This is a genomic window from Enterobacter sp. MGH85 (assembly GCF_001037655.1).
In the GTDB taxonomy this organism is placed as follows: Bacteria; Pseudomonadota; Gammaproteobacteria; order Enterobacterales; family Enterobacteriaceae; genus Enterobacter; species Enterobacter intestinihominis.
The window spans coordinates 1,345,752-1,361,410 of the sequence record NZ_KQ089925.1 but is presented as its reverse complement, the minus strand read 5'-3'; the positions used below and the strand labels follow the sequence as shown (position 1 = coordinate 1,361,410).

The following is a 15,659-nucleotide window of genomic DNA, read 5'->3' as shown; positions in this document are numbered from 1 at the left end:
TTCTGTTAATCTGTATCAGGCTGAAAATCGTGTCTGTCTCTTCGCCGAAACAGCTTCGGCGTTGTAAGGTTAAGCCTCACGGTTCATTAGTATCGGTTAGCTCAACGCATCGCTGCGCTTACACACCCGACCTATCAACGTCGTCGTCTTCAACGTTCCTTCAGGAGACTCAAGGTCTCAGGGAGAACTCATCTCGGGGCAAGTTTCGTGCTTAGATGCTTTCAGCACTTATCTCTTCCGCATTTAGCTACCGGGCAGTGCCATTGGCATGACAACCCGAACACCAGTGATGCGTCCACTCCGGTCCTCTCGTACTAGGAGCAGCCCCCCTCAATTCTCCAGCGCCCACGGCAGATAGGGACCGAACTGTCTCACGACGTTCTAAACCCAGCTCGCGTACCACTTTAAATGGCGAACAGCCATACCCTTGGGACCTACTTCAGCCCCAGGATGTGATGAGCCGACATCGAGGTGCCAAACACCGCCGTCGATATGAACTCTTGGGCGGTATCAGCCTGTTATCCCCGGAGTACCTTTTATCCGTTGAGCGATGGCCCTTCCATTCAGAACCACCGGATCACTATGACCTGCTTTCGCACCTGCTCGCGCCGTCACGCTCGCAGTCAAGCTGGCTTATGCCATTGCACTAACCTCCTGATGTCCGACCAGGATTAGCCAACCTTCGTGCTCCTCCGTTACTCTTTGGGAGGAGACCGCCCCAGTCAAACTACCCACCAGACACTGTCCGCAACCCGGATTACGGGTCTACGTTAGAACACCAGCCATTAAAGGGTGGTATTTCAAGGTTGGCTCCACGCAGACTGGCGTCCACGCTTCAAAGCCTCCCACCTATCCTACACATCAAGGACCAGTGTTCAGTGTCAAGCTATAGTAAAGGTTCACGGGGTCTTTCCGTCTTGCCGCGGGTACACTGCATCTTCACAGCGAGTTCAATTTCACTGAGTCTCGGGTGGAGACAGCCTGGCCATCATTACGCCATTCGTGCAGGTCGGAACTTACCCGACAAGGAATTTCGCTACCTTAGGACCGTTATAGTTACGGCCGCCGTTTACCGGGGCTTCGATCAAGAGCTTCGCGTTGCCGCTAACCCCATCAATTAACCTTCCGGCACCGGGCAGGCGTCACACCGTATACGTCCACTTTCGTGTTTGCACAGTGCTGTGTTTTTAATAAACAGTTGCAGCCAGCTGGTATCTTCGACTGATTTCAGCTCCGTCCGCAGGGACTTCACCTACACATCAGCGTGCCTTCTCCCGAAGTTACGGCACCATTTTGCCTAGTTCCTTCACCCGAGTTCTCTCAAGCGCCTTGGTATTCTCTACCTGACCACCTGTGTCGGTTTGGGGTACGATTTCGTGTTACCTGATGCTTAGAGGCTTTTCCTGGAAGCAGGGCATTTATCACTTCAGCACCGTAGTGCCTCGTCATCACACCTCAGCGTTAACAAGGTACCGGATTTACCTGGAACCTCCGCCTACATGCTTAAACCGGGACAACCGTCGCCCGGCTGACATAGCCTTCTCCGTCCCCCCTTCGCAGTAACACCAAGTACAGGAATATTAACCTGTTTCCCATCGACTACGCCTTTCGGCCTCGCCTTAGGGGTCGACTCACCCTGCCCCGATTAACGTTGGACAGGAACCCTTGGTCTTCCGGCGAGCGGGCTTTTCACCCGCTTTATCGTTACTTATGTCAGCATTCGCACTTCTGATACCTCCAGCATGCCTCACAGCACACCTTCAACGGCTTACAGAACGCTCCCCTACCCAACAACACATAGTGTCGCTGCCGCAGCTTCGGTGCATGGTTTAGCCCCGTTACATCTTCCGCGCAGGCCGACTCGACCAGTGAGCTATTACGCTTTCTTTAAATGATGGCTGCTTCTAAGCCAACATCCTGGCTGTCTGTGCCTTCCCACATCGTTTCCCACTTAACCATGACTTTGGGACCTTAGCTGGCGGTCTGGGTTGTTTCCCTCTTCACGACGGACGTTAGCACCCGCCGTGTGTCTCCCGTGATAACATTCTTCGGTATTCGTAGTTTGCATCGGGTTGGTAAGCCGGGATGGCCCCCTAGCCGAAACAGTGCTCTACCCCCGAAGATGAGTTCACGAGGCGCTACCTAAATAGCTTTCGGGGAGAACCAGCTATCTCCCGGTTTGATTGGCCTTTCACCCCCAGCCACAGGTCATCCGCTAATTTTTCAACATTAGTCGGTTCGGTCCTCCAGTTAGTGTTACCCAACCTTCAACCTGCCCATGGCTAGATCACCGGGTTTCGGGTCTATACCCTGCAACTTAACGCCCAGTTAAGACTCGGTTTCCCTTCGGCTCCCCTATACGGTTAACCTTGCTACAGAATATAAGTCGCTGACCCATTATACAAAAGGTACGCAGTCACCCCATAAAGAGGCTCCCACTGCTTGTACGTACACGGTTTCAGGTTCTTTTTCACTCCCCTCGCCGGGGTTCTTTTCGCCTTTCCCTCACGGTACTGGTTCACTATCGGTCAGTCAGGAGTATTTAGCCTTGGAGGATGGTCCCCCCATATTCAGACAGGATACCACGTGTCCCGCCCTACTCTTCGAGTTCACAGCATGTGTGCTTTCGTGTACGGGACTATCACCCTGTACCGTCGGACTTTCCAGACCGTTCCACTAACACACAAGCTGATTCAGACTCCGGGCTGCTCCCCGTTCGCTCGCCGCTACTGGGGGAATCTCGGTTGATTTCTTTTCCTCGGGGTACTTAGATGTTTCAGTTCCCCCGGTTCGCCTCGTTAACCTATGTATTCAGTTAACGATAGTGCAACGGATTGCACTGGGTTTCCCCATTCGGACATCGCCGGGTCAAAGGTTCATATCACCTCGCCGGCGCTTTTCGCAGATTAGCACGTCCTTCATCGCCTCTGACTGCCAGGGCATCCACCGTGTACGCTTAGTCGCTTAACCTCACAACCCGAAGATGTTTCACTTCCGATTGCGAAAATTTGAGAGACTCGAACACACATGAGCTGTGTGTCGTTTCAATTTTCAGCTTGATCCAGATTTTTAAAGAGCAAATATCTCAAACATGACTCGCAAGTCAGTTTTGAGATATGTCGGCAGGTGACTTTCACTCACGAACCAGCAAGTGGCGTCCCCTAGGGGATTCGAACCCCTGTTACCGCCGTGAAAGGGCGGTGTCCTGGGCCTCTAGACGAAGGGGACGTACAGTCTCAATCGCAAGACGCCTTGCTATTTACTTTTCATCAGACAATCTGTGTGGACACTACAAAGGCAGGTTCTTTAAGGTAAGGAGGTGATCCAACCGCAGGTTCCCCTACGGTTACCTTGTTACGACTTCACCCCAGTCATGAATCACAAAGTGGTAAGCGCCCTCCCGAAGGTTAAGCTACCTACTTCTTTTGCAACCCACTCCCATGGTGTGACGGGCGGTGTGTACAAGGCCCGGGAACGTATTCACCGTGGCATTCTGATCCACGATTACTAGCGATTCCGACTTCATGGAGTCGAGTTGCAGACTCCAATCCGGACTACGACGCACTTTATGAGGTCCGCTTGCTCTCGCGAGGTCGCTTCTCTTTGTATGCGCCATTGTAGCACGTGTGTAGCCCTACTCGTAAGGGCCATGATGACTTGACGTCATCCCCACCTTCCTCCAGTTTATCACTGGCAGTCTCCTTTGAGTTCCCGGCCTAACCGCTGGCAACAAAGGATAAGGGTTGCGCTCGTTGCGGGACTTAACCCAACATTTCACAACACGAGCTGACGACAGCCATGCAGCACCTGTCTCAGAGTTCCCGAAGGCACCAAAGCATCTCTGCTAAGTTCTCTGGATGTCAAGAGTAGGTAAGGTTCTTCGCGTTGCATCGAATTAAACCACATGCTCCACCGCTTGTGCGGGCCCCCGTCAATTCATTTGAGTTTTAACCTTGCGGCCGTACTCCCCAGGCGGTCGACTTAACGCGTTAGCTCCGGAAGCCACGCCTCAAGGGCACAACCTCCAAGTCGACATCGTTTACGGCGTGGACTACCAGGGTATCTAATCCTGTTTGCTCCCCACGCTTTCGCACCTGAGCGTCAGTCTTTGTCCAGGGGGCCGCCTTCGCCACCGGTATTCCTCCAGATCTCTACGCATTTCACCGCTACACCTGGAATTCTACCCCCCTCTACAAGACTCTAGCCTGCCAGTTTCGAATGCAGTTCCCAGGTTGAGCCCGGGGATTTCACATCCGACTTGACAGACCGCCTGCGTGCGCTTTACGCCCAGTAATTCCGATTAACGCTTGCACCCTCCGTATTACCGCGGCTGCTGGCACGGAGTTAGCCGGTGCTTCTTCTGCGGGTAACGTCAATCGACAGGGTTATTAACCCTGTCGCCTTCCTCCCCGCTGAAAGTACTTTACAACCCGAAGGCCTTCTTCATACACGCGGCATGGCTGCATCAGGCTTGCGCCCATTGTGCAATATTCCCCACTGCTGCCTCCCGTAGGAGTCTGGACCGTGTCTCAGTTCCAGTGTGGCTGGTCATCCTCTCAGACCAGCTAGGGATCGTCGCCTAGGTGAGCCGTTACCCCACCTACTAGCTAATCCCATCTGGGCACATCCGATGGCAAGAGGCCCGAAGGTCCCCCTCTTTGGTCTTGCGACGTTATGCGGTATTAGCTACCGTTTCCAGTAGTTATCCCCCTCCATCAGGCAGTTTCCCAGACATTACTCACCCGTCCGCCACTCGTCAGCGAAGCAGCAAGCTGCTTCCTGTTACCGTTCGACTTGCATGTGTTAGGCCTGCCGCCAGCGTTCAATCTGAGCCATGATCAAACTCTTCAATTTAAGTTTGATGCTCGTGAATTAAACTTCGTAATGAATTACGTATGTTCACTCAGAGACTTGGTATTCATTTTTCGTCCGAGGACGTTAAGAATCCATGTCACTTTGAGTGCCCACACAGATTGTCTGATAAATTGTTAAAGAGCAGTTGCGACGCGCTTCAGCGCTCTGTCGCGAGGTGGCGTATATTACGCTTTCCTCTTTCAGAGTCAACCCGTTATTTCAGGATTTTTTCTCTTCAACCGACCGGGTTGTCTGTGAAGTGATTCACATCCGCCGTGTCGATGGAGGCGCATTATAGGGATCCCAGTTTTTAGCACAAGTATTTTTTAGATCTTTTTTTCCAACTGATGATTTTCCGTGCTTTTCGCTGAAAACCCACCCGATCCGCTTAAAAATTGACGCATTTTGCCTTGCCTCGCTCCAGGAATACGATCAAAGTCTTCTTTAATAACGCTCATCTGTATCGAGGTAGATATGTTTGCAGTATTACGTCCTTATAAAGATTTGTTCCCCCAAAAAGGCGATCGCGTGATGATCGATGCCAGCAGCGTGGTCATTGGTGATGTTCGCATGGCCGATGATGTCAGCATCTGGCCACTTGTCGCGATCCGGGGCGATGTTAACTACGTTGCAATCGGTGCACGCACCAATATTCAGGACGGCAGCGTGTTGCATGTGACTCATAAGTCATCTTATAACCCTGAGGGCAACCCGCTCATTATTGGGGAAGATGTTACCGTCGGCCATAAAGTGATGCTCCACGGCTGCACGATCGGTAACAGGGTTCTCGTTGGGATGGGATCGATTTTGCTGGATGGCGTCATTGTAGAAGATGACGTAATGATTGGCGCAGGGAGTCTTGTTCCGCAAAACAAGCGTCTTGAAAGTGGGTATCTCTATTTAGGCAGCCCGGTTAAACAGATCCGCCCCCTAAAAGAGACGGAGATCGAAGGATTGAAATACTCAGCGAACAATTACGTTAAATGGAAAAACGACTATCTGGATCAGGATAACCAGATCCAACCCTGATCGTCTTCCTGCTGATCGCGGATCAAATCGCTGGCATCCTCTTCCAGGTCCCAGCGATTTTCGCAAAAGACCGCTAACGGATCTGCCCCCCCAAAGCACTGAAGCAACGTTTCCCCTTTAATCGCACAGGTAAGCTGCATACCATGCACCAGCACCGGGAAACAAACCGCTTGCTTGTTTTCATCCCAGATTTCTCTGTCGGGAAAAAGAATCGCCTGATTCACGCCGTCAGTTCCTGTTTGAGCTTTTCAATCACCGGTTCTACAGCGGGTAACAGGCCATGCCAGAGTAGCACCGCATGAGCCGCCTGCCCCACCAGCATTCCCAGACCATCAGCCACGTGTTTTGCCCCCTGTTGTTCGCACCAGGTCAGAAAGGGCGTTTTCCCTTTTTGATAAAACATGTCATAGGCGTAGATGTGGGAATGAATCAGGGATGCAGGAATCGCCGGGATCTCTCCATTAATACCGCTTGAGGTGGCATTAATCACAAGATCAAATTCGTGACGCGCGAGATCGTCAGGTGCTACCGCAGCTACGCTGCCTGTGTGTGCGAACAACGCCGCCAGCTCTTCTGCTCTGGAGAAAGTACGGTTGGTGATTGTCACCGAACAATCCAGCGAAAGAAGAGGAAGCAATACGCCGCGCGAGGCGCCACCCGCGCCGATCAGCAGGATCCGAAAGCCTGGTTTAATAAACGACAATCGCTCCAGATCGCTGAGTAAACCAATCCCATCGGTGTTATCGCCCAGAAGGCGACCATCTTCAAGCCGCTTAAGAGTATTGACGGCGCCAGCGAGCGACGCACGTTCGGTCAGTTCATCCGCGCGCCCGAAAGCCTCTTCTTTAAAAGGCACCGTGACGTTCGCACCTTTACCACCCGCATCAAAAAAGCTATTCAGCGTCGGTATAAATGCATCAACAGGCGCAAGAACCCGACCATATGGGTGATCTATATGCAATTGCTCCGCAAACAGCCGATGGATCAGAGGCGACTTGCTGTGCGCGATCGGGTTACCAAAAACAGCATAGGTTTCCATCACATTATCCCTGGCGAAAACGTTCGCCGGTCAAGGCATCGCGAATTTCTGACGGGTTAAGACGACCACCGGTTTCACCCAAGGCAACAGGGAAATCATTCCCGAACTGCGCCAGAACTTCTTCGGTTGTCCGACAAGGGGGAAGCCCGGTCAGGTTGGCGCTGGTTGAAACCAGAGGTTTACCAAATGCCTGGCATAACTCCACCACCAGCGGATGGTCGGTGACACGTACCGCGAGTGAATCGAAACGCCCGGTTAACCAGCGCGGCGTTGTCGGCTGTGCAGGAAAAACAAACGTCACGGGACCAGGCCACGCAGAGAAAATGGTTTCCCGCTGTGCAGGTGTCAGCATGGAATCATCAATATAAGGCTTAAGCTGCTCGTAGTTCGCAGCGATCAAAATCAATCCTTTTTCGACAGGCCGCTGTTTTAGCGCCAGCAGACGGTTAACGGCGACTTCGCTGTCAGGATCACACCCGACCCCGAAAACGGCTTCTGTTGGATAGGCGATGACTTCTTCTTTTTTCAGGATTTCCACCGCCTGCGCGATGGAGCCTGATGGCAGGTTATTATTCACTGATTTGATCCGCCGAAACCGGCTTTCCACATTGTTTACTGGCGCAAAAGCGTTTCAAGCCTTGCGCGGTTTTCTTCTCTATAAGTAACGGATAATCGCAATGAGAGCAGACGCCCGCTACTGGTTTGAAATTGATGACGAACTGGCATTCAGGATAGCGATCGCACGAATGGAAGGTCTTGCCATAACGAGAGCGCCGCTGCACCAATTGGCCACGCTGGCACTGAGGGCAGGCAATTGCCGTTTCATCTGGCTTATCAATTTGTTCCGTATGTTCACACTCCGGGTAGCGGCTGCATCCGATAAACATCCCGAACCGCCCCTGCCGCAGCGCCAGTTCACCGCCACAGAGAGCACAAAGCTGTCCCTCCAGAATTTTGACGATATGTCCATCCGCCTGGCTTTTCAGGGGACGGACATAATCACATTCCGGATAGTGTGAACAACCGAGAAACGGACCGTGTTTCCCGGACCGAATAACAAGTTCTGCCCCGCACTGTGGGCAGGGCTCGTTTTTATGCACCGTGAAGAGTGCTGATTTGGCCATAACAACTCTTGTTGCTGCACATAGAATTAATGCAGCATACCTTCATTCACTTCAAAGAGTAATTCTTCCATTTGCTGATAGGCATTTTCACAGCCTGGAATGTTGAACAGAACCATCAGGATCACCCATTTCAGATCTTCCAGTTCAAACTCAGCAGTATCCAGCGCCATGACGCGCTCTATCACCATCTCTCTCGTTTCGAGGTTTAGCACCTGAATCTGCTCGAGGAATAAAATGAATCCCCGGCAGCTGGCATCCAGCCTTTCACACTCTTCAGCTGTATAGATGCGCACAGACAATGGGTCAGAAGCAAGCTGCATCGGTTCGGCGAGGCCGTCCTGATAATCAGCCAACTTATCCAGCCACATCAACGCATTATATATATCTTCCCGCTCAAAACCTGCGTCGGTCAGATCCCGTGTTAATTTGTCCTGATCCACCTGCATTTCTGCTTCGTTGTGGATGTAAGTCTCAAACAAATACATCAGTACGTCGAACATGGCATGCCCTCCTTAATCGGACATAGCCGCCGGGTACAGCTGCGATCCACCCTGCTAACTCCAGTTCGAGTAGCTGTGCTACCGTTATTGGCACAGGTTGGCCGGCACGTTCAGCGACAACGTCAACAGGTGTTACCTCATCTCCTACGTTAGCCAGGAGCTTGGGAAATGGCAATGCTACTGCCTCCTGATCCGATGAAATATGTCGCTTTTGGAGATCATCCTGCAACCAATGCAGTCCATACTGCAAATTTTCAAGGATATCTTCTTTGCAGGTCACCAGCGTCGCCCCCTGTTTTATCAGCCAGTGAGGGCCTTCGCAGCCGGGGTTCCCCAACGGGCCGGGCAGCGCAAAAACTTCACGCCCCTGCTCCAGTGCGCACCTTGCGGTAACCAGCGACCCACTCCGAATCGCAGCTTCGACCACCAGCACGCCCTGGCTTAACCCACTAATGATCCGGTTACGCCGTGGAAAGTTACCCGGTCTGGGCGGTGTTGAGAGTGAAAACTCAGACACTATTGCCCCCTCTGAAGCAATAAGTTGCTCAGCCAGAATATGATGACGACGCGGATAGAGACTAAAAAGACCATTGCCAAGCACGGCGACACTTCGCCCTTTTGCGGACAACGCCGCATGATGTGCTACACCGTCGATGCCGCAAGCCAGACCACTGGTGATCGTAAAGCCACATTGGGACAGCTGTTCGCTCAGTATTTTCCCCCAACGCTCGCCATACCACGAGGGCGCACGGCTGCCCACAACCGCAAGCTGCATGCTATTAAGCACGTCAACGCGGCCTCGCACAAATAGCGCCCCGGGAAAATCAGGGATAGAACGCAACAATGGCGGGAAGCGAGGATCATCCGCCGTGAGAAGGTGGTTGTCGGCGTGTTCCAGCCATTCCAGACTACGTTCAAGCTCACTCTCACTGAACGAAAAAAACTTTACGGCATGTTTGGGCGAAAGCCCTGACGCGTTAACAGCTTCAGCATCGACGGTTGCCTGGCGAAGCAGCCTCTGCGCAATCTCCAGCATCGCATCACCGTATAACGACCCGATGTTTATAAGCCGTAACCATATCTCTGTGGACGTCATCCTTTTCCCTGCCATAAGCAGCCTCAGCAATCTTTGCGATTGGTCACTGATGCTGTCAATCGACCGGGGATTTGTCTAGAATAGAAGTAATATTCTTATCAACTCCTGAACACGACTCTGGAAATTTATGGCAGTTTTGCAAGTGTTACATATTCCTGACGAGCGCCTTCGCATCGTCGCGGAACCGGTTAAAGAAGTGAATGCAGAAATTCAGCGTATCGTCGATGATATGTTCGATACCATGTACGCTGAAGAAGGCATTGGCCTTGCCGCGACCCAGGTAGACATTCACAAACGTATTATTGTGATCGACATTTCTGAAAATCGTGATGAGCGCCTGGTGCTGATCAACCCTGAGCTGCTGGAAAAAAGCGGCGAAACAGGTATTGAGGAAGGCTGTCTGTCTATCCCTGAACAGCGCGCTTTGGTGCCACGTGCCGAAAAAGTTAAAATCCGCGCACTGGATCGTGACGGCAATCCGTTTGAGCTGGAAGCCGACGATCTGCTGGCAATTTGCATTCAGCATGAGATGGATCACCTGGTCGGTAAACTGTTTATCGATTACCTCTCACCTCTGAAGCAACAGCGTATTCGTCAGAAAGTTGAGAAACTGGATCGTTTGCGTTCTCGCGCTTAACGCCCCCGGATACAAGGAATAACGTGTCTACATCACTACGTATAATCTTCGCGGGTACCCCTGATTTTGCAGCGCGTCATCTCGACGCGCTGTTAACGTCTGGCCATCAGATTGTTGGCGTATTTACTCAGCCGGACCGTCCGGCTGGCCGCGGTAAAAAACTGATGCCTGGCCCGGTTAAGGTACTGGCAGAAACACATGGTTTACCGGTTTTCCAGCCTGCGTCATTACGACCTGAGGAAAACCAGAAGTTAGTGGCAGACCTGAACGCGGACGTGATGGTAGTTGTGGCTTACGGCCTCATTCTGCCGAAAGCGGTACTTGATATGCCCCGCCAGGGCTGTGTTAACGTTCATGGTTCTTTGCTCCCACGCTGGCGTGGTGCAGCCCCTATTCAGCGCGCTCTGTGGGCAGGCGATGCTGAAACTGGCGTGACAATCATGAAGATGGACGTAGGTTTAGACACGGGCGACATGCTGTATAAACTGGCGTGTCCCATCACCGCAGAAGATACCAGCGCCACGCTGTATGACAAGCTGGCGGATCTCGGCCCGCAGGGGCTGATTGAGACGCTGCAACAGCTTGCTGACAATACAGCGACACCTGAAGTGCAGGATGAGGCACAGGTGACCTATGCTGAGAAACTGAGTAAAGAAGAAGCCCGGATCGACTGGTCCCTGTCAGCAGCTCAACTCGAACGCTGCATCCGCGCCTTTAATCCATGGCCGATGAGCTGGTTGATGATTGATGAGCAGCCAGTGAAAGTCTGGAAAGCTTCAGTTATTAACGGGAATGCATCGGCAGAGCCCGGTACGATTATCGACGCCAGCAAAAACGGTATCCAGGTTACGACCGGAGAAGGGATACTGAATCTTGAATCGCTGCAACCGGCCGGTAAAAAGGCAATGAGCGCGCAGGATCTATTAAATTCTCGTCGTGAATGGTTCATCCCTGGCAATCGCCTTGCCTGAACAAATTTATTCTTAAGGCCCGGTGTTTCCGGGCATTTTTATTTTTACGGTTATGAAAAGACAAAATCTACGCACTATGGCGGCTCAGGCCGTTGAGCAGGTTATCGAGCAGGGCCAGTCACTGAGTAATGTCCTGCCTCCACTGCAACAAAAGGTTTCCGATAAAGACAAAGCCCTGCTTCAGGAGCTGTGCTTTGGCGTGCTGCGCACCCTCTCTCAGCTTGAGTGGTTCATTAACAAGCTGATGTCACGCCCGATGAGCGGCAAGCAGCGTACCGTGCATTATTTGATCATGGTCGGTTTCTACCAGCTTCTTCATACCCGCATTCCACCTCATGCTGCGCTGGCCGAGACAGTGGAGGGTGCCGTTGCGATTAAACGTCCTCAGCTAAAAGGATTGATCAATGGCGTGCTGCGTCAGTTCCAGCGTCAGCAGGACGAACTGTTGGCAGAATTTGCGCAAAGCGAAGCGCGCTTCCTTCACCCTGAATGGCTGCTGAATCGCCTTAAAAAAGCCTACCCACAGCAATGGCAAGACATTGTGGATGCCAATAATCAACGTCCGCCGATGTGGTTACGCGTCAATCGTAACCATCATACACGCGACGCATGGCTGGCCCTGCTGGAAGAGGCCGGAATGAGCGGCTTCACACACGCTGCTTATCCTGATGCGGTTCGTTTAGCCTCCCCTGCACCGGTACATGCATTACCCGGTTTTGAAGAGGGCTGGGTAACGGTACAGGACGCATCTGCTCAGGGCTGCATGACCTGGCTTGAGCCGAAAGACGGGGAGCAGATCCTCGATCTCTGTGCAGCGCCAGGGGGGAAAACAACGCACATCCTGGAAGTGGCGCCGCAGGCCAGCGTGATGGCCGTGGATGTTGATGAGCAGCGCCTTTCACGCGTCTATGACAACCTTAAGCGTCTGGGTATGAAAGCACAGGTTAAGCAAGGCGATGGACGCAAACCCGCTGACTGGTGTGGTGATACCCGGTTCGATCGCATTTTGCTGGACGCCCCCTGCTCAGCAACCGGCGTGATTCGTCGTCATCCCGATATCAAATGGCTGCGTCGCGATCGTGATATCAAGGAGCTTGCCCAGTTGCAATCCGAAATTCTGGATGCCATCTGGCCGCATCTCAAACCCGGCGGAACCCTGGTGTATGCAACCTGCTCTGTGCTCCCGGAAGAGAACAGTCAGCAAATTGCGGCTTTCCTGAAACGCACCCCGGACGCTACGCTGCACGATACGGGAACGCCTGAGCACCCGGGTCTGCAAAACCTGCCGGGCGCAGAAGAGGGTGATGGCTTCTTTTACGCTAAGCTAATCAAAGAGTGATGTTGAGAACAGGTCACGAAAGATGAAAATTATCATTCTGGGCGCAGGGCAAGTTGGCGGAACGCTGGCGGAAAATCTCGTGGGTGAAAACAACGATATCACCATTGTGGATACCAATGGCGATCGCCTGCGCGTTTTGCAGGACAAGTTCGACCTCCGCGTTGTTCAGGGGCACGGCTCTCATCCACGTGTGCTTCGGGAAGCGGGCGCGGACGATGCCGACATGCTGGTTGCAGTAACCAGTTCTGATGAAACCAACATGGTTGCATGTCAGGTGGCCTACTCGCTTTTCAACACCCCAAACCGCATCGCCCGCATTCGCTCCCCGGACTATGTCCGGGATGCGGAAAAGCTGTTTAATTCCGAAGCAGTACCTATCGACCATCTTATTGCGCCTGAACAGCTGGTTATCGACAGTATTTATCGTCTGATTGAGTACCCGGGCGCGTTGCAGGTTGTGAACTTTGCTGAAGGGAAAGTAAGCCTGGCGGTCGTGAAGGCTTATTACGGGGGCCCGCTGATAGGTAATGCCCTGTCGACAATGCGCGAGCATATGCCACATATCGATACGCGTGTTGCGGCGATTTTCCGTCACGACAGACCTATTCGTCCGCAAGGTTCCACCATTGTAGAAGCCGGGGATGAAGTCTTCTTTATTGCGGCTTCTCAGCATATCCGTGCGGTGATGAGTGAACTACAGCGTCTCGAAAAACCGTATAAACGTATTATGCTGGTTGGCGGCGGTAATATTGGCGCAGGTCTGGCGAGACGGCTGGAAAAAGACTACAGCGTGAAGCTGATCGAACGGGATCAACAACGCGCGTCAGAGCTGGCTGAAAAACTTCAGAATACCATCGTGTTTTATGGCGATGCTTCGGATCAGGAATTGCTGGCCGAAGAGCATATCGATCAGGTTGATCTTTTTATTGCCGTCACCAACGACGACGAAGCGAATATTATGTCCGCCATGCTCGCTAAACGTATGGGGGCGAAAAAAGTTATGGTGCTTATCCAGCGTAAGGCTTATGTCGATCTGGTACAGGGTAGCGTAATTGATATTGCTATTTCACCCCAGCAAGCCACCATCTCTGCCCTGCTAAGCCATGTGCGTAAAGCGGATATTGTCGGCGTGTCATCTCTTCGTCGTGGTGTTGCTGAAGCCATTGAAGCCGTCGCTCACGGGGATGAAACGACGTCACGCGTTGTTGGTCGCGCAATCGATGAAATTAAACTTCCACCAGGCACCATTATCGGCGCAGTAGTGCGAGGTAATGATGTGATGATCGCCAATGATAATTTACGTATTGAGCAGGGTGACCACGTTATTATGTTCCTGACCGATAAAAAATTTATTACCGACGTCGAGCGTTTATTCCAGCCAAGCCCGTTCTTCCTGTAATGATTTGGGTGCTCAGACGAGGGCACCCAAATATTAACCTTCTAATTTTCATGCCTTTTATTTTTCATAACGATTATTTATCCCCAATGGCAATTAGCTAATCATTTGTTAAACTTATAGGCGTCAGCTGGCACAAGGAGAACATAATGAGTTTTATTAAAGAATTTCGCGAATTTGCGATGCGCGGGAATGTGGTGGATTTGGCTGTGGGTGTCATTATTGGTGCGGCGTTCGGTAAGATCGTTTCATCATTAGTCGCCGACATTATTATGCCGCCGTTAGGACTGTTGATTGGAGGCATTGATTTCAAACAATTCGCCTTCACCCTTCGGGAAGCTCAGGGCGATATCCCTGCGGTTGTAATGCACTACGGCGTATTCATTCAGAACGTATTTGATTTCGTGATCGTGGCATTTGCCATTTTCATGGCGATCAAACTTATCAACAGACTTAACCGTAAAAAAGAAGAACCGGCTGCTGCCCCGCCAGCACCAACTAAAGAAGAAGTCTTACTGACTGAAATTCGCGATCTGTTAAAAGAGCAGAATAACCGCGTTTAATCAGGCGAGAGAAACAGAAAGGCCAGTGGTAAAAAAGCGATTAGCTTGCTTGCCACTGGCCTCCCAGTTACCACGTTGTGCATGTTTACCTTTACGCAAATAACTCCCTTTTCCCTTCTTGTTCTTCTCAACACGCTGTCTAAAAAGCGGGTCGTGAACCAATGCCTCAATGGCGTTATCCTTAATTTGTCCCTTAGTATGCTGATAGCGGCTCATCATTTCTCCTGAGCATAGTTAATGTCGGCGGGAGTCTAGTCCGTGGCTGATAAAAAATCAACAACCCTGAGTTTCACTACTGGCGCCCTGTTCAAGGGCTTCCAGTATTGAGCAATAAACACTGCTGTGAGCAGTACCGCAGCACGCGTCATTCAGCCTTTGTAGAGATCGTTGCATGGCCTGCAGCTCCTGAATTCGTCCTTCAACTTCATCCAGCCGGGCCTGAACGATGCTTTTAGATTCCTGACACGTATGATGTTCAGGATCGATACGGATCGACAGCAGTGCACGGATCGACTCCAGCGTGAAGCCGAGTTGCCGGGCATAGCGGATAAAACGAAGGCGTTGCAGGTCGTTATCCGTATAAAGGCGAAATCCACCTTCTGTTCTGACCTCATGATCGATCATCTGCTGCTTTTCGTAGTAGCGGATAGTATCCGGCGTTACGTTAGCAAGCTTCGCAAGTTCACCTATGCGGTACATGGCTACTCCTCGTTTATTTTTTGCATTAACCTTTCACTGTACTCACCATGCAAAAAGTCAGTATTCATTCCCGTCTGGCGCAGTTTTATTTCGATGAGCGCTAATCGACGGCTGATTTCGGAGTACCGCGGGTCATTCTTATGAATGCCTTTAAGCAGATCGGCAAGCTCGACGGCTTCATTGCGTTGCTGAAGTTCAGGGGGTAAACAACCTGCGTTTTTCAGTAAGCGATAACCGGCTCGTAATTCAGGGGGAATGTGTGAATCATCGTCCAGCACCAGTGGCTCACCGCTACCGGGGAGATTTTCAAACTCGCCTTTGTTTTGGGCATCGCTAATATGGCGTTCAGCCCACTGATCGAGCAACCACATAATGAACTCCAGGGGATGAGCAGAAAAGATACAGACATTGT

15 protein-coding genes, 1 tRNA gene and 2 rRNA genes are annotated in these 15,659 nt (G+C 51.8%); 6 read left to right on the top strand and 12 right to left on the bottom strand.

Annotated features, from left to right (window positions below; translation table 11 throughout):
- Positions 1 to 65: 65 nt before the first annotated feature.
- The 3 genes from SK51_RS06425 to SK51_RS06415 form a co-directional block, all read right to left on the bottom strand.
- A 23S ribosomal RNA gene (locus tag SK51_RS06425) occupies positions 66 to 2,970 on the bottom strand.
- 182 nt (positions 2,971 to 3,152) lie between these two features.
- Positions 3,153 to 3,228, bottom strand: a tRNA-Glu gene (locus SK51_RS06420).
- A gap of 84 nt (positions 3,229 to 3,312) precedes the next feature.
- Positions 3,313 to 4,854 (bottom strand): 16S ribosomal RNA (locus SK51_RS06415).
- Together the 16S and 23S rRNA genes with 1 tRNA gene alongside form the textbook arrangement of a ribosomal RNA operon.
- A gap of 474 nt (positions 4,855 to 5,328) precedes the next feature.
- On the opposite strand from SK51_RS06415, the gene SK51_RS06400 reads away from it, so the two are divergent.
- Positions 5,329 to 5,883 (top strand): gamma carbonic anhydrase family protein, encoded by a 555-nt coding sequence (locus SK51_RS06400; protein WP_023298752.1) that lies wholly within the window; start codon positions 5,329 to 5,331, stop codon positions 5,881 to 5,883.
- Here SK51_RS06400 and SK51_RS06395 read toward each other — a convergent pair.
- From SK51_RS06395 to dprA, 6 genes are read right to left on the bottom strand one after another with little or no spacing between them, the layout of a single operon-like run.
- Entirely contained in the window at positions 5,859 to 6,107 is a 249-nt protein-coding gene (locus tag SK51_RS06395) for a DUF1488 family protein (protein WP_023307089.1), read from the bottom strand. The two genes, SK51_RS06400 and SK51_RS06395, sit on opposite strands and share 25 nt — an antisense overlap.
- Positions 6,104 to 6,922, bottom strand: coding sequence for a shikimate dehydrogenase (gene aroE, locus SK51_RS06390; RefSeq protein ID WP_032676737.1), 819 nt, complete (start codon positions 6,920 to 6,922; stop codon positions 6,104 to 6,106). The genes SK51_RS06395 and aroE overlap by 4 nt, the downstream gene beginning before the upstream one ends.
- A gap of 4 nt (positions 6,923 to 6,926) precedes the next feature.
- Positions 6,927 to 7,499, bottom strand: a complete 573-nt coding sequence (gene tsaC / locus SK51_RS06385; protein ID WP_032676738.1) for an L-threonylcarbamoyladenylate synthase type 1 TsaC — start codon at positions 7,497 to 7,499, stop codon at positions 6,927 to 6,929.
- Positions 7,492 to 8,046, bottom strand: coding sequence for a DNA topoisomerase family protein (locus SK51_RS06380; protein WP_023307091.1), 555 nt, complete (start codon positions 8,044 to 8,046; stop codon positions 7,492 to 7,494). Before SK51_RS06380 ends, tsaC begins: the two co-directional genes overlap by 8 nt.
- 26 nt (positions 8,047 to 8,072) lie before the next feature.
- Positions 8,073 to 8,546, bottom strand: a complete 474-nt coding sequence (smg, locus tag SK51_RS06375; protein WP_000460665.1) for a DUF494 family protein Smg — start codon at positions 8,544 to 8,546, stop codon at positions 8,073 to 8,075.
- The gene (gene dprA, locus SK51_RS06370; protein WP_032671539.1) at positions 8,518 to 9,642 is read right to left on the bottom strand and encodes a DNA-protecting protein DprA; all 1,125 of its coding nucleotides are present in this window, start codon (positions 9,640 to 9,642) and stop codon (positions 8,518 to 8,520) included. Before dprA ends, smg begins: the two co-directional genes overlap by 29 nt.
- A 127-nt stretch (positions 9,643 to 9,769) precedes the next feature.
- On the opposite strand from dprA, the gene def reads away from it, so the two are divergent.
- From def to mscL, 5 genes are all read left to right on the top strand, one after another.
- Positions 9,770 to 10,279, top strand: coding sequence for a peptide deformylase (gene def, locus SK51_RS06365; protein ID WP_023307093.1), 510 nt, complete (start codon positions 9,770 to 9,772; stop codon positions 10,277 to 10,279).
- Between the two features lie 23 nt (positions 10,280 to 10,302).
- Positions 10,303 to 11,250, top strand: coding sequence for a methionyl-tRNA formyltransferase (gene fmt, locus SK51_RS06360; RefSeq protein WP_023307094.1), 948 nt, complete (start codon positions 10,303 to 10,305; stop codon positions 11,248 to 11,250).
- 52 nt (positions 11,251 to 11,302) lie between these two features.
- On the top strand, positions 11,303 to 12,589 hold the full coding sequence (rsmB, locus tag SK51_RS06355) for a 16S rRNA (cytosine(967)-C(5))-methyltransferase RsmB (RefSeq protein WP_032626889.1): 1,287 nt from the start codon (positions 11,303 to 11,305) through the stop codon (positions 12,587 to 12,589).
- A gap of 22 nt (positions 12,590 to 12,611) precedes the next feature.
- Positions 12,612 to 13,988 carry a Trk system potassium transporter TrkA gene (gene trkA / locus SK51_RS06350; protein ID WP_003863337.1) on the top strand — a complete coding sequence of 459 codons (1,377 nt, stop codon included), beginning with the start codon at positions 12,612 to 12,614 and terminating at the stop codon, positions 13,986 to 13,988.
- A 146-nt stretch (positions 13,989 to 14,134) separates the two neighbouring features.
- Positions 14,135 to 14,548, top strand: a complete 414-nt coding sequence (mscL, locus tag SK51_RS06345; RefSeq protein ID WP_003863335.1) for a large-conductance mechanosensitive channel protein MscL — start codon at positions 14,135 to 14,137, stop codon at positions 14,546 to 14,548.
- Here mscL and SK51_RS06340 read toward each other — a convergent pair whose 3' ends face one another.
- Genes SK51_RS06340 through SK51_RS06330 form a run of 3 tightly spaced genes read right to left on the bottom strand, consistent with a single transcriptional unit; the run spans position 14,549 to position 15,618 of the window.
- Positions 14,549 to 14,764 carry an alternative ribosome-rescue factor A gene (locus tag SK51_RS06340; protein ID WP_023307096.1) on the bottom strand — a complete coding sequence of 72 codons (216 nt, stop codon included), beginning with the start codon at positions 14,762 to 14,764 and terminating at the stop codon, positions 14,549 to 14,551. It abuts the gene before it with no gap.
- A gap of 57 nt (positions 14,765 to 14,821) precedes the next feature.
- A complete protein-coding gene (gene zntR / locus SK51_RS06335) occupies positions 14,822 to 15,247 on the bottom strand; it encodes a Zn(2+)-responsive transcriptional regulator (protein ID WP_048206622.1) in 426 nt (141 codons plus the stop codon).
- A 2-nt stretch (positions 15,248 to 15,249) separates the two neighbouring features.
- Positions 15,250 to 15,618 (bottom strand): DnaJ family domain-containing protein, encoded by a 369-nt coding sequence (locus tag SK51_RS06330; RefSeq protein WP_022649586.1) that lies wholly within the window; start codon positions 15,616 to 15,618, stop codon positions 15,250 to 15,252.
- Positions 15,619 to 15,659: the final 41 nt, after the last annotated feature.